We start from the raw sequence: 12,961 nt of genomic DNA, 5'->3' as shown, positions 1-12,961 counted from the left end.
CACGGAGCACAGTCTGTGATGGCGGAACATAAGAAAAGCCCCACCGGGATAACCCGGCAGGGCCAAGTGAGAAGGATATTTTCAGCGTTCGCGCGGTTCCCAAAGGGCCAGATGCGAGACGCCATCCTCGGTCGGTGTTTCGAGTTTGACGAGGCGGGCCCGAACCCAGTTTGGCCCGAATTCGGGGGCGGCGATCTTGAGGTTGATATAGGTTTCACCGCTGGTTTTGGCGATCTGGCTCCAGCCCGCACCGACCTCGTATCGGTTACCGTTGCCGGCATAGACGCGATAGTCAGGAGCGTTTTCGGCGATTTTTTCGGTCGGAACGATAACCAGGTTGGCGTTGATATTCAGGGTTTTGAGAAGGCCGGTGAAGCTGCCGTCATTCTGTTTGGTGAAAGTGCCAAGGGTGATAGCCATGATAGGTCTCCATTTGCTGTTTTATCGCGGGATCATCCCTGCGATGTCGCCAGCGAAAAGACCGCATAGCCGGAACGGTTCATCCGAAGGAGCGCAGCACAGCGAAGCACCCGCACGATCGAAAAATTTGTCGCGCGAGGAAGCCGGACGCAGGACGGCGGGGACATTTTTCGATCAGGCGGGTTGAACGGAACGGCGCGGGATTTACGCGCACAAAGACATGCAGGAATGGTTTCCACGAGCCTCAAACAGCCCAAAAGCGGAGACGAATAGCCATCAGACCAAGCCTTTACCAGAATAAAGACGACCAGAAACTTGGCGTTTTAAAGGTCGAAACCAGTCCCGTAGCTCGTTTGGTTCCGGAGGAACATCACGGTCCCCAATTCTGCTGTTCTGAGGCAAACCCAAACCGTTCGATCAAGGTATCGGCTTTGAACCGTTCTCCTGACCGCATCAAATCCTGCAATTCCCGGAATTATTTCTCGCCCACACGAACTTGAATCAAAGGCAACACCCCATACTTATGAATAGGACAGTAGTTACGGGCCGTCGTTACACGATTAAAGATCGCCCATCGCGATCACAACTCACCTCTGGGGAGAACCTTTCATGGCTTTCAATCTTTTCAAGAACGGTAATGGTGCGTTGCAGGGGCAACAGATTTATGAAGCTCTGGGCCGATCAATGGCCGTGATCGAATTTTCGCTGGACGGTAAAATCCTCACCGCCAATGCCAATTTTCTTGCCACCATGGGCTATGAACTGGATGAGATTGTCGGCAAGCATCATTCGATATTTGTCTTATCCGAATATGCCAAAAGCCCCGCCTACAAGGAATTCTGGCAGAAGCTTTCAAACGGTGAATTTGAGCGCGATGCGTTTCAGCGTATTCGCAAGGATGGTGAAACCGTCTGGCTTGAGGCAACATACAACCCGATCCTCAATGCCAGCGACCAGCCGGTCAAAGTCATCAAGTTTGCCACAGACATCACAGCCCGCCGCAAGGAACACGCCGCGCTGGAAGGGATGCTCAAAGCAATTGACCGCTCCCAGGCCGTTATCGAATTTGATCTCAATGGCAAAATTCTCAAAGCCAACCAGAATTTCCTCAATAGCATGGGATATAAAGAGGACGAAATAATCGGGAAGCACCACAGCATGTTTGTCGAACCGGGCTATGACAGTTCATCCGAATATAAAGAATTTTGGGGTAAATTGAGAAAAGGCGAGGTTCAGGCCGCCCAGTTCAAACGCCTTGGCAAGAATGGCAAGGAAGTCTGGCTGGAAGCCGCCTATAATCCGATTTTTGATCAAAACGGCGTCCCGGAAAGGGTTGTCAAACTTGCAACGGATGTCACCGAACAGGTGCAGCTTCTGATCAATCTCAAAGCGATGATCGACACCAACTTTGGCGAGATCGACGAGAATATCGTCAGTCTCGACACGGCGGCAGCAAGCGGTGCATCGGCGGCGGCCCAAAGCTCCAGTTCCGTCCAAACCGTCGCGGCCAGTGCCGAAGAACTGTCCGCCTCGATCGCCGAAATCTCACGCAGCATGGCACAGAGCCGGGATGAAACGGAACGTGCCTTTTCCCAAACCGTCAATGCCAACCAATCGACACAAAAAATGGCGGACGTGGTTTCTGCAATGACCGGCATCGTCGAAGTCATTCAGGGCATTGCCGGGCAGATCAATCTGTTGGCGCTGAATGCCACCATTGAATCCGCCCGTGCCGGGGAAGCCGGAAAGGGATTTGCCGTTGTCGCCAATGAGGTCAAAAACCTTGCCAATCAGGCAGCCAAAGCCACCGACCAGATCTCGGCCGAAATCAGTGGCGTGCAGGAAATCTCGAACGAAGTTGTCCGGTCACTTGAAACAATTCGTGGCTCGATTGAGACCGCACGCGACAGTGTGACCAGTATCTCGTCATCCGTTGAAGAACAAAGTGCCGTGACAGAGAGTGTTTCTCAAAACATGCAGACAATGGCGGTATCGGTCGATGAACTGGTACAAAGGCTCACCGAGATTCAGGGTATTTCCGGTACGGTCGGGAATTCCGTCACAAGAACGCGTGAAGCGGCCGAAATTCTGGCGAGATAATTCAAAATCGGGGCCGTCAAAGAGGGTGGAGAATAGTCGGCCAATCGATTGCATGAGGCCTGGAACAGAGTAGTTATCTCGGCTTTACCGACATCTTAAGGCCCGTTACTTTGCAAGTCTGGTCTTTAAATCGGATCGGTGATGAAGGACAAGACATTTGCAGCTTACTCCGAACGTCACAGTTTCCCGATCCCCCCATCCCTGCATACCGGAGAAGCATGTGACCGATATTGCTATCACCCAGCTTAAGACCGCCAAACCGACAGATGTTCAAGCTATTGGAGCCCTGGTGACACAATTGTCTTCAACCGAACCTGGCTTTTCTCTGGGAAATCTGAAGGCGATGCTAGCGGACCCGTCGACAACAATCTTCGTGGCTCGTGCCAATGAAGAAATAGTCGGCATGACAACCCTGGTCATCTTTCGGGTTGCGACGGGACTACGTGCCTTCATTGATGATGTGGTTGTAATGACAACCCATCAAAAGCGCCGTTTGGGAGAAAGACTGGTGCGCGCAGCAATTAATCATGCGACATCCCATGGGATCGAAAAGATAGATCTGACCTCCCGACCTTCTCGTGAGACAGCCAATCGTCTGTATCAACGAATGGGCTTTGAACGACGGGAAACGAATGTTTATCGCTTGAAACTCAAGGCGGGCGTGGTTTCACCGGAGCCATGAAACGCCCGGTCATCTATCGGGAAAATCCTCGTTAACACTTACCTCTCGAACGCCCGGCGCGCGATAATAGGACAGCCAAGCTTATCGCTCACTCATCGCGGAGGCAGTCGTGGGCGAAAGGGTTGGTTCGTTGCATCGAACGGTGCCCTGCTTATGTGCGAACCACAGTTTCGTGGTCGCAGATTTTGGAAAGAGCAGCGCGTCACGCGCCACTCTCACCAAACCGCCAGACCGGAATACCGGCCTTGCGTGCCTTGTCAGCAAGGTTCTGCGAGATACCCGAACCGGGAAACAGGATCACGCCGATGGGCAATGCATCAAGCATCTGATCGTTGCGTTTGAAGGGTGCAGCATTGCGGAACCGGTTCCAGTCAGGCTTGAACACGATCTGGGAAACATTTCGATTATCCGCCCAGCAGGCGGCAATCTTCTCGGCCCCTTTGGGTGAACCGCCATGGATCAGGACCATATCCGGATGCTTTGATTTGGCTGCATCCAGCGCTTCCCAGATACGGACATGATCGTTGCATTCGAGACCACCGGTAAAGGCAATGCGTGGGCCAGACGGCATCAGGGGTTCAATTTCCGCCTTGCGTTTGGCAGCCAGGAAGTCGCGACTATCGATCATGGCAGCGGTGAGTGTCCGACGGTTGGTGAGCGATCCGTTGCGCGGCCGCCATGCCGAGGCGGTCAATAATTCATAATGATCGCAGGCAATCTCGCGAAAGGTTTCGAACATGTCGCGCCGCTCGATGATTAATTCGCCCGTGGCAAGAGAGCGTTCGAGTTCGACGGATTTGATCTCCGACCCATCCTGTTCGGCGGTCAGTCGGCGCTGTTGCTGCTCATTGTCATCAAGCAACCGATCCAGCCAGGCTATGCGGCGATGGAAGATATTGACGACGTTCCACAGGCATTCGCCGAGATCCTTTTCGAGCGCACTGTCGCCCAGAAGATCGACGAAGATGTTCATCCCGGCCGCAATCAGTTGATCAGCCTGATCGGGTTCGGGCATCGGACCAAGAGTGTTTTCATGGGGCCCCGGATGAATTTCGAAGAGATGGAGTTGATCGCTTGCCAAATTTGTCGCGGAGGCATCGGAGTGGTCGGTTTGCATGTCAGAATTGCAGGACAGCATGGTTCTTTCTCCCGGTGACGAGACCGCATTCTTTGCGGTCTTTCCGGGGATTGCCCGCCGGAGGGATCAGGGCCGGTGGCATCCGTGGGTCCTTTTGCGATGGCAGCGCACAAGCACGATCCGGACCGTAACGCAGTGGAGGACAGCCTGCTGTTGCCACCGGCCCGACCTCCGGCAAATCCCCGCACTGGAAAGACCGCGATGCGGTCCTGAGGAGAGAGAACAGACCTGTTCTGTCATGCCGGGCCGTGACCAGACGCATGACGGCTACGTGTAGGCTGTGGGCAAAGTACAAACCGCGGAACGTCTTCGGGAAGTAGTTGACGCGCAATCGATTGCCGAACCGGATCAGGACCGAAGGTGATCAGGTCGGCATTGAAGTCATCCAGCCGGGGCACGAGTGCACGGATATCCCGATCCGTATGCCGGGACCGAAGACGGTTGAACGCCTGCCATCCGGCTGGATCATTGTCACTGGCAACGTAAAGCCGCTGCAGAATATCGGGCAGGATCAGCGCCCCGAGATGCGCTGCCGACAGAGCGGCAAGGACCGGCAGGTTCGGGAACAGCATTTTGAGGGTGAGCGCTGTCTCAAGACCTTCCGCCGCGATAGCAATGTCTCCCAACTGACCGAAATGAACGGCATGTCCCAGAAGCTGCCCTAGTGCCCGGCGTGGTTGGTCAACCGGTGCCTTGTCGCACGTTTCCGGGTCAAGCCAGGTACGATGAATGCCGGTGATCATGCCCTTGAGATCGGTGACCGCTGCAATCAACGCGGGCCAGACCTCAACCCCGGTCTCATTGCGGTAATAGCAATGCGGGTGGAACCGCAGGGCCGTGTGATCCTGGGTCAATTGCATACCCCTGCTACCCAGATACCGTTCGGCAAGTGTGCCCGTGATCGGGACTGATGCCGCAAACAGGCGGCGTGCCGCGGCAATCGGATCATAGGCATCCGAGCTGTCCTGAGAGACAGTAACCGGTGGTTCGGGAAGGCACGGCATGCCTAGAAAGTGTCGTGCTTCTGCCAGAGCATCGCGAAACGAAAGGCCACGATTGAGCATGATCAGATCGAGAAGATCACCATATTCACCGGTGGCGGCATCGCACCATTTCCCGGCACGGTACCCGCTGATACGGACAAAAAGACTGCGCCCCGGCGTGCCATGGACATCGCCGCATATCCAGTATTGTCCCTGCCTTCTGCCCGATGGTAGATAACATCGGCATACCGCCAGGGCCTGAGAGGCCAGCGCATCTGCCAGCATTCCCACCTGCATGATATCGCTCCTCAGAAAAGAAGCCCGATCCATAGCGGACCGGGCTAGAAGATAGAGACGGGATTATTCGGCTGCAGTCGCGACCGGTTCCGAAGGCCCATCATCCGGCTCGTCCTCGGCAACTGATTGCAGTTCCGGCGTCCGTAACGGCTCGGGCACCCAGCCGGTATCGTTCAGCAACTGCTCGGCCTCACGTACCATGCCCCCCTTCTTGAGGTGATCGATCCGTTGGGCAGTTTCCGTGCCCAGCGCCTCGGTGACCGCTTCGAGAATGCGGTTCTTCGGCACCCGCGAGAGGTAATTGTCCGCAGTCGGTTTCCAGCCGGATGTTGCCATATCGAGTTTCAGGACATCGGCAAGGATATCGGCATGACGGACGGCATCGCTGTGACGGTTCCAGGGTTCCGACACCGCATAGAGGGTCAGCGAGACGCAATGGGCAAACAGAGCCATACGGCTATCCGTGTCCATTTCGCACAGCGCCGCCCAGAGATGATCGGGGTCACCCGGCATCTGCCGTTCCCAATTCTCATGACGTGCAGCGATATCGCTTGCCGCCGGGCTGTCATTGAGATCGGGTGGCTGGACCGAGAAGCCACTGCTTTTAAACGTGATCTGCAGGCAGCTGCCCGAACCAAAGTGATAAAAGCTCTGCAGGACCAGAACATGCAAAGCGGCCAGAAAGGCGATATCGGGATCACCAGCCAGAGCATTACGCAAAGCCAGTGTCCGATAGGCCGTGAGTTCGAGAATCAGCCGGTCCGACAGCGGTTTGACACGGATATCATCCGGTTCGTCCAGCCCGTCAATGGCCGTATTGGGTGCATTCTCATCGTCGTCCGCTTCGTCACCGGTTTGCGGATCGCCGGATTGATCAGGATCGACTGTATCGTCATCCTGCTCCTGATCTTCCGGCTTCACGAAACCGCGCTCGATCCGCACACTGCCATCAGACTCAAGACTGATAAACACACCGGCCTTGGCGATATCATCCGGAGCATAAAGGACGGGTCGATTGTCGAAGGCTTCAAGTTCGGCCTCGATTTCCCCGAGACGTTTATCCACTTCCTCGGGCAGGTCTTCATCCTGATCGACGAAATAATGCTCTTCGATCCCGGCCAGTTCGTTTCGCAACGCGTCCTGCCAGGCCGTTTCCTCGTCTGACAATGGTTCGACCTCGCCGCTGATCCGTTCCAGACCGATGGTATGGCCATAGGGGAAATCGACCGCGACCTCGATCCATTTCCAGCCTTCATCTACAATCGCATCACGCTCGGCTTCAAGTCCGGTTGCGACCAGCTTTTCAAGCAAGGCAACATCCTGAAGCCAGCCTTCATCGACCTGCGAGAACAGGTCGCGCATGACAACACCACCAGCTTCCTCATAGGCTTCGAGACCGACAAACCGCACGCGTTTGTCGGTAACCCGCACTGTATCTTCGGTCAGCAAGCGGCGGATATAATACGGTTCCTGATTGTAGGCCTGCCGGACACTATCCCAGACTTGTTCCTGACGAGCCTGATCATCGGTCACGCTAAAGGCCATCAGTTGTTCAAGCGTCAGCTCCTCTTCGGCATAAAGATCAAGCAGCTTTGGCGATACGGATGCCAGTTTCAGCCGTTGGCGGACAATCTTCGCCGTTACAAAGAAGCGCGCGGCAATATCTTCGACGCTCAGGCCTTTTTCGCTCAGGGTCTGAAATGCCCGGAACTGATCAAGCGGATGCAGATTGATCCGCTGGACATTTTCGGCCAGGGAATCTTCCTCAAGCAACCCGTCTTCGCGAATGACACATGGGATTGCTGCGTTCTTTGCCAGCCGTTTTTCTTTCACGAGATATTCCAGCGCGCGGTAGCGCCGCCCACCAGCCTGGATCTCGTGTCGACCGGTTTCCTTGCCATCATCATCCGTAACCGGCCGGACGCTGAGAGATTGCAGCAAGGTCCGCCGGGCAATGTCTTCGGCCAGTTCCTCGATCGAGATCCCGGCGCGGACATGCCGGACATTGCGTTCGCTCATCACCAGTTTGTCAAACGGGATATCCTGCGAACGGGACAGGGAGATTTTCTTGCGATTGGTCATATCGGTTCTCCATGACGGACCGGGAAAAGCCTTCTTTTCCCAACCGGGCCCGTCACAAAGCCCCGACCTGTTCTTTTACTCTTTTCCTGTTCGAGTAGCCCGCCAGTCCTGCGGCTGCTCAAAACCGCCCGACCAGATCCCCTTGCCAAGGAACTTCGCGGTGCGCTCCACTGCGGTGTAATTGTACAGCCGATTGGCATCCGGATCAGCCACCGCCCAGCCATTTTTAACCAGCCATTCGGCCAGATTGTCTGCCCCGGCATGGCATATTGCGATCAGACGATCATAGGTATCACGAAGATCACCCTGCCAGGCTTCGCAGGCGACCTCCCTGCCCCGTAGCAAACTGGAAAGTGCAACTATCGCCTGCTGACCGCAGGGCCATGGTGTTCCGTCCGGTTTGCGGCACATTTGGTTGGCCTCTACCGCATCGACCCCGTAGAGACGATAGCGGGTATCGTTAATTTGCAGGGTGTCCGCATCAATCACTGCTGCGGGCCCTTTATGCAGATCCGTCTCAAACACAGGTGCGATGGCTAGCCCTCCAGCGATCACGACAAGGGCCATGACCGCATATTTGAGAGAGACGATCATACGCATGATGCCACCTCCTTTGATCCGGCCTCGGTTACGGTATCGAGCTTCGCCAAGAGATAGTCGGCAGATTTTGACGCCTGGCTGGCCGCACGCACGATGGCGCGATTATCCTCGCGCAGGACCTGAAGCCATGAGGCGAGATAATCGGCATGCCGGACGGTCGGAACGATACCGAGCGATGCACAGAGAAATGCCGCTGACATTTCAGCGACCAGTTCCTCGAACGCATATTTTTTTGATCCGAACGATCCGCTTTGATCACGGTTAAGGCGGGTTTTATGGCCAGTGGCATGACTGCATTCATGCAAGGCTGTGCGATGCCAGTTAATCGGCTCGAAATAGGCTTGGGGTGGCGGCACCCGGACATAATCGTCATCCGGACTGTAAAATGCCCGGCGTCCGCCGATCCGGAAGTCGATACCCGATGCCCGGATCAGTTCCTCGGCCTTCGGCTCGATCAGGCTTGTATCGGGCGGGATCGATTGTACGGTTACATCCTTCGGCAACCCTTCGCACTGGTCGAGATTGAAGACCGTGAAACGTTTGAGGAAGGGAATGGCCCGCGGGTCTTTGCTGGCATCTGATGTGAACTGCCCCGACTTTTTACCTTCACCCGGAATGAACCGGCTGGCATAGACAACCGTGATACCGCGTTCTCCCTTTCGTACAGTGCCGCCAAGCTTGAGTGCCTGTCGGAAGGTCAGCCAGCTTTGCGATGAATACCCGGCTTCGAACACAGCCCCCCAGAGGATCAGGACATTGATGCCGGAATAAGTACGTTCAGTCGCGGCATTTTGCGGCAATCCGAGCGAGGCGCTTGCCGATGGACTGCCCCAGGGCTGAACCCAGGGAAAGGTTCCCTGTTCAAGCTGGGCAATGATTTTATCGGTGATGTCCTGATAGAGATTGGAGCGGGTATATTTTCCCGTTTTGCGATTATAAGCTGTCATGGTCGTTCTCCACGACAGGCCGGTCAAAAGCCTTTCTCTTGACCTGACAAACCTGTCGCAGAGGTGTTTGCCCACTCTGGCTCTTGACCGGCTGACCTCCTTCATGACAGCCCGCTCCCACCTTGCAGAATGTCCAGATACCCGCCATGGACCAGCCTGTCGGCGCCGCGCAATAGGCGTTGAACGCGGGTCCTCAGGAACCCTGCCGACCAGTCTTCGGCAACAGTTCGGTGACCATAAAGCACTTCGGCGATTTCCCGGTGGGAAGCACCGGCCTGCCGCCCATCCCAGGCCTGGAGCATCATTTTCCAGCGCGGTGCGCGTCGTTCGACGGGATACAGGGCGTTTGGAAATCGTCCGAAGCGATAAAATGCATGAAACCGTTGCAAGGCAAGCGCCTGCTCTTTCAGGCGCTTCATACCGGAAATGATAAATCGCAAACGGACTGGTCCCTCGAGAAGGGTGCCTTCGGCAATCACTATTTGAAGATGACGGTATTGGTCGCTCAGCAGCAAGTGCTGACGATGGTTTTGCGCAACAAAAAGGGTAGATGCGGTGCCAAACCTGGAAATGTCGAATAAGTCGACTTCGTCCTTTAACTCGGTACGTAATGCATGTGCAACCAAAACGAAGGGATTGATATTCGGCAACCAGATGACTGTATCGGTCTTCCGGTCGGCAAAACATGACATGCCATGGGATCAATTTCTGATTGCAGCGTGATCGGACTATCCTTGACTTAAGCATCACGGGTTTATCGACGAGAAAAGCGCATTCCCCTAAATGACTGGAAAGGTCTCTATTCCTCTTAAGCCATTGCCATGCCCATCCGGCCCTGTCCAAAGCATGAAAGCCATCATAGACAACAGGATCCGTCGAATTACGGGGATGAATCTCTTGTGATTTTGCAGGCAAACCATTCATGTGGTGTGCCTCCTTCAATCAGCCACTGTGCAAAATGAAGATGCTTGATGGACGTAAAATACCGGCAAGCATTATCGATAAATATCGATAAGAGCGGAGCATGATGCTTTCGAAATTCAGGCATCAATTACAAAATGTGGTTGTAATCTGCTCTTATTTTACATCAGGAACAACCAACCTTCAGAACCGTCACATTTCGGCCATTTTGCACCGCAAAATAAACTTTCAATCAAAAGTTTAAAAACTCAAAGAAAAGACCCGCAAGTTGAATAAACTCCCTTGGGAAGTCTCGAAATGGTCGACACTGAAATTTGGGATTTCGGCTCAGGAATCCCCACCAAACATCTAAGGTTCCTTCATCACAAAACCGTTGGAGAGCTGTTTATCTGTCGTTGCGATATCTCTACTTGCGACGGACTCATTCTTGGCACAGCCCAACCCTGTGTTGCACTCCATGAGGGAGACCCTACCCTGTTACGCTACAATTCTGCCCGGAGGAATTATCGTCTCAAGGTTCGATGCGGTCACATCCACATCAGTAATGCAAACTCTCTTGCAGAACTCAGCTGGTCAACACCACAAAGAATATTGGTTGTGGCAATGAGCACCAAGTTTATTGAAGAAAATGTGGCTTCTGCCTTTTCCGGCAATATTCCCTCTTTGCCATCGCGCTTGGCCATTCGAAACGACTGGCTTCTCGAATTACTGTTGTATATGCGGAAATCTCTCGGAGAACCGGCTCACTGCGATAGTGCGTGCCTCGAACTATTAGGGGCATCTCTGGTTATCAAGTTATACGAGATATTCGGAAAGAGACGCCTATATCAACCTTCTATCATTACGGGAGGGCTTGGTTCTGTGCGTGAGAAGAACATTAAAGTTTATATAGAACATCATCTGACTGAAAACATTCGACTGGATGATCTTGCTAACGCGGTTGATCTGAGCACTGATTACTTCAGGAAGGCATTCAAACAGAGTTTTGGTAAGTCACCCTGGCGCTATATCCGGGAAAGACGGATAAGTCGGGCTAAAGAAATGCTGATAAAGCACGATCAATCAATCACAGAAATTGCCCTGAACCTTCAGTTCTCAAGCCATTCGCACTTTACGGATACCTTTCATCAGATAACGGGAATCTCTCCTTCAAAGTTCAGAGATCACAACAGCAGATGAAATTTGTGATTTGACGCCCAATTTATCTAAAGCTAGAAATTGAAAAATGCCAACGCAAGAGACCCTACGGCGGCAATCAGCAGAACCCTGACGATCCCCCAATGAAAACCCAGCAACATGATGCCGCACAAAGCTGAAATTCCAAATGCGAGTAGATCAATTGACGCCATTTCAGGTAGCCAGAAATTGAAAATTCCGGCTTCATATCTCGACACATTCTTAAAGAATACGTGAAGTGCGAACCAGATCGCGAGGTTTAGGATAACCCCAACGACCGCAGATGTGATCATGGCAAGCGCATTTTTAAGCCTCGGCCGGGATGCGATCCAGTCGATATAAGGGGCGCCAGCGAATATCCAGAGAAAGCAGGGAGCGAAGGTAACCCAGACCGTAAGAGCAGCCCCGAGAAGCCCGGAAATCATTCCACCTTCACGATAGGCAGCCAGGAACCCGACAAATTCTGTCACCAGAATAAGCGGCCCCGGCGTTGTTTCGGCTAGGCCAAGCCCGTCCATCATTTCACCGGGCAACAGCCAGCCAAAACTGTTCACCACATCCTGTGCCATATAGGCGAGAACCGCATAGGCTCCACCAAAGGTTACGACAGCCAGTTTGGAGAAAAACATCCCGAGCTCAGGCAAAACCGCCGATTGGCTGAGCCCAAAGGCAGCCAAAACCGGAATCCACCAGATCAGCCCCCAAATCACGATGGTCTGCAGTGTTCCCGAAAACGACAGGGTGGATGGCGTGCTATCGTGGTCCGCTTTCGGGGCATGACCGCCAGGAAGCCCGGCCTTACTTCTTCAAGGTAAATTCTCGGCCTCTCGAATCCGTTGCTGTGCTTCATCTCCTCGATGATGTGCAGCAAGATGATGGTTGCACCGCTTAGGCGTGCCAGCACCGCAGCGTGGTGGAGGACCAAATTGGCGGTAGAACTTCCGTCGAGCGGAACCAGCAGTCTTAAGTACATGAATGTCTCCAGTTATCAAAGTAGATGGGGTGTCGAATAGATATTGCGCATACCGTGCCGCAATAGCGGGAGAGGTATTCGCTTATTCAGCTGCGTACATATTCCCCCGGGGCATCGCAAATAGTGGGGTATCCATTGGATTCAGCTTCCATGAGCGGAGGCGCAACACCTTCACCGGAACGCTCTCGAAGCCACGCCGACCATGCTGGCCACCATGAACCTGGATGCGTCTGTGCCATGGCTTGCCGCTCATCCGGCGCCATGTACCCTTCATTCAGGGCGCGCGTATGGATTTGATACTGACGCTTGCCACGGCCAGGTTCGCTCACGATGCCGCCGTTGTGCCCGCCTGTGGCCAGTACAAAGGTCAGTTCGGCTGAAGACAGGAGATGCAGCTTGTAGACGGAGCGCCACGGCGCAATATGATAGGAGGCAGTGCCGACGCAAAACATCGGTACGGTGATGCTTCCTACTGAAACCGGACGACCCAGGACGGGATAGCGCCCTGCGCTGAGATCGTTATTCAGGTAAAGGCGTCGGAGATTGAATAGCCCCTGGAATTGTAGACACCCGGTTTGATCAGATTTTTCGTCTTTCGAATTCGACGGGTGACAACATCCCGTTGGTACTATGTTTGCGCTT

12 protein-coding genes and 1 pseudogene are annotated in these 12,961 nt (G+C 54.0%); 3 read left to right on the top strand and 10 right to left on the bottom strand.

Translation table 11 applies throughout. From position 1 onward, the window contains the following. Positions 1-81 precede the first annotated feature (81 nt). Positions 82-420, bottom strand: a complete 339-nt coding sequence (locus CMO10_RS15780) for a DUF736 domain-containing protein (protein WP_007092084.1) — start codon at positions 418-420, stop codon at positions 82-84. Between the two features lie 609 nt (positions 421-1,029). On the opposite strand from CMO10_RS15780, the gene CMO10_RS15775 reads away from it, so the two are divergent. Together CMO10_RS15775 and CMO10_RS15770 are read left to right on the top strand one after the other, a co-directional pair. Next, entirely contained in the window at positions 1,030-2,520 is a 1,491-nt protein-coding gene (locus tag CMO10_RS15775; RefSeq protein WP_007092086.1) for a methyl-accepting chemotaxis protein, read from the top strand. 220 nt (positions 2,521-2,740) lie between these two features. Next, positions 2,741-3,202, top strand: a complete 462-nt coding sequence (locus tag CMO10_RS15770; RefSeq protein WP_007092087.1) for a GNAT family N-acetyltransferase — start codon at positions 2,741-2,743, stop codon at positions 3,200-3,202. Positions 3,203-3,404: 202 nt separating this feature from the next. Here the strand turns inward: CMO10_RS15770 and CMO10_RS15765 are convergent, their stop codons facing one another. The 6 genes from CMO10_RS15765 to CMO10_RS15740 form a co-directional block, all read right to left on the bottom strand. Then, complete coding sequence (locus CMO10_RS15765; protein ID WP_297024083.1) at positions 3,405-4,340, bottom strand: DUF2493 domain-containing protein; 936 nt, start codon at positions 4,338-4,340, stop codon at positions 3,405-3,407. 236 nt (positions 4,341-4,576) lie between these two features. Next, a complete protein-coding gene (locus CMO10_RS15760) occupies positions 4,577-5,620 on the bottom strand; it encodes a DUF7146 domain-containing protein (protein ID WP_007092089.1) in 1,044 nt (347 codons plus the stop codon). A 63-nt stretch (positions 5,621-5,683) separates the two neighbouring features. After that, positions 5,684-7,702 carry a ParB/RepB/Spo0J family partition protein gene (locus CMO10_RS15755; RefSeq protein WP_071240732.1) on the bottom strand — a complete coding sequence of 673 codons (2,019 nt, stop codon included), beginning with the start codon at positions 7,700-7,702 and terminating at the stop codon, positions 5,684-5,686. A gap of 75 nt (positions 7,703-7,777) precedes the next feature. Then, positions 7,778-8,302 carry a thermonuclease family protein gene (locus CMO10_RS15750; protein WP_297024081.1) on the bottom strand — a complete coding sequence of 175 codons (525 nt, stop codon included), beginning with the start codon at positions 8,300-8,302 and terminating at the stop codon, positions 7,778-7,780. Then, entirely contained in the window at positions 8,293-9,249 is a 957-nt protein-coding gene (locus tag CMO10_RS15745) for an ArdC family protein (RefSeq protein WP_297024080.1), read from the bottom strand. Before CMO10_RS15745 ends, CMO10_RS15750 begins: the two co-directional genes overlap by 10 nt. Before the next feature lie 101 nt (positions 9,250-9,350). After that, a complete protein-coding gene (locus CMO10_RS15740) occupies positions 9,351-9,941 on the bottom strand; it encodes a DUF2285 domain-containing protein (RefSeq protein WP_297024077.1) in 591 nt (196 codons plus the stop codon). Positions 9,942-10,467: 526 nt separating this feature from the next. On the opposite strand from CMO10_RS15740, the gene CMO10_RS15735 reads away from it, so the two are divergent. Then, a complete protein-coding gene (locus CMO10_RS15735; RefSeq protein WP_297024076.1) occupies positions 10,468-11,349 on the top strand; it encodes a helix-turn-helix transcriptional regulator in 882 nt (293 codons plus the stop codon). Between the two features lie 32 nt (positions 11,350-11,381). Here CMO10_RS15735 and CMO10_RS15730 read toward each other — a convergent pair whose 3' ends face one another. From CMO10_RS15730 to CMO10_RS15720, 3 genes and pseudogenes are all read right to left on the bottom strand, one after another. Continuing rightward, on the bottom strand, positions 11,382-11,975 hold the full coding sequence (locus tag CMO10_RS15730; protein WP_297024074.1) for a chromate transporter: 594 nt from the start codon (positions 11,973-11,975) through the stop codon (positions 11,382-11,384). Positions 11,976-12,052: 77 nt separating this feature from the next. Beyond that, the gene (locus tag CMO10_RS15725) at positions 12,053-12,319 is read right to left on the bottom strand and encodes a universal stress protein (RefSeq protein ID WP_297024072.1); all 267 of its coding nucleotides are present in this window, start codon (positions 12,317-12,319) and stop codon (positions 12,053-12,055) included. Between the two features lie 86 nt (positions 12,320-12,405). Continuing rightward, a pseudogene (locus tag CMO10_RS15720) lies at positions 12,406-12,961 on the bottom strand (hypothetical protein); the annotation flags it as partial.

The sequence above is a fragment of the Thalassospira sp. genome (assembly GCF_002709775.1).
GTDB lineage: Bacteria > Pseudomonadota > Alphaproteobacteria > Rhodospirillales > Thalassospiraceae > Thalassospira.
This window is presented reverse-complemented; position numbering and strand designations above follow the sequence as displayed.

Excerpts from the sequence above, each read along its gene's own strand:
- CMO10_RS15775 (WP_007092086.1), top strand. The coding sequence starts at position 1,030 with ATGGCTTTCAATCTTTTCAAGAACGGTAATGGTGCGTTGCAGGGGCAA.
- CMO10_RS15780 (WP_007092084.1), bottom strand. The coding sequence starts at position 420 with ATGGCTATCACCCTTGGCACTTTCACCAAACAGAATGACGGCAGCTTC.
- CMO10_RS15740 (WP_297024077.1), bottom strand. The coding sequence starts at position 9,941 with ATGTCATGTTTTGCCGACCGGAAGACCGATACAGTCATCTGGTTGCCG.
- CMO10_RS15735 (WP_297024076.1), top strand. The coding sequence starts at position 10,468 with ATGGTCGACACTGAAATTTGGGATTTCGGCTCAGGAATCCCCACCAAA.
- CMO10_RS15765 (WP_297024083.1), bottom strand. The coding sequence starts at position 4,340 with ATGCTGTCCTGCAATTCTGACATGCAAACCGACCACTCCGATGCCTCC.
- CMO10_RS15730 (WP_297024074.1), bottom strand. The coding sequence starts at position 11,975 with ATGTTTTTCTCCAAACTGGCTGTCGTAACCTTTGGTGGAGCCTATGCG.
- CMO10_RS15745 (WP_297024080.1), bottom strand. The coding sequence starts at position 9,249 with ATGACAGCTTATAATCGCAAAACGGGAAAATATACCCGCTCCAATCTC.
- CMO10_RS15750 (WP_297024081.1), bottom strand. The coding sequence starts at position 8,302 with ATGCGTATGATCGTCTCTCTCAAATATGCGGTCATGGCCCTTGTCGTG.
- CMO10_RS15760 (WP_007092089.1), bottom strand. The coding sequence starts at position 5,620 with ATGCAGGTGGGAATGCTGGCAGATGCGCTGGCCTCTCAGGCCCTGGCG.
- CMO10_RS15755 (WP_071240732.1), bottom strand. The coding sequence starts at position 7,702 with ATGACCAATCGCAAGAAAATCTCCCTGTCCCGTTCGCAGGATATCCCG.
- CMO10_RS15725 (WP_297024072.1), bottom strand. The coding sequence starts at position 12,319 with ATGTACTTAAGACTGCTGGTTCCGCTCGACGGAAGTTCTACCGCCAAT.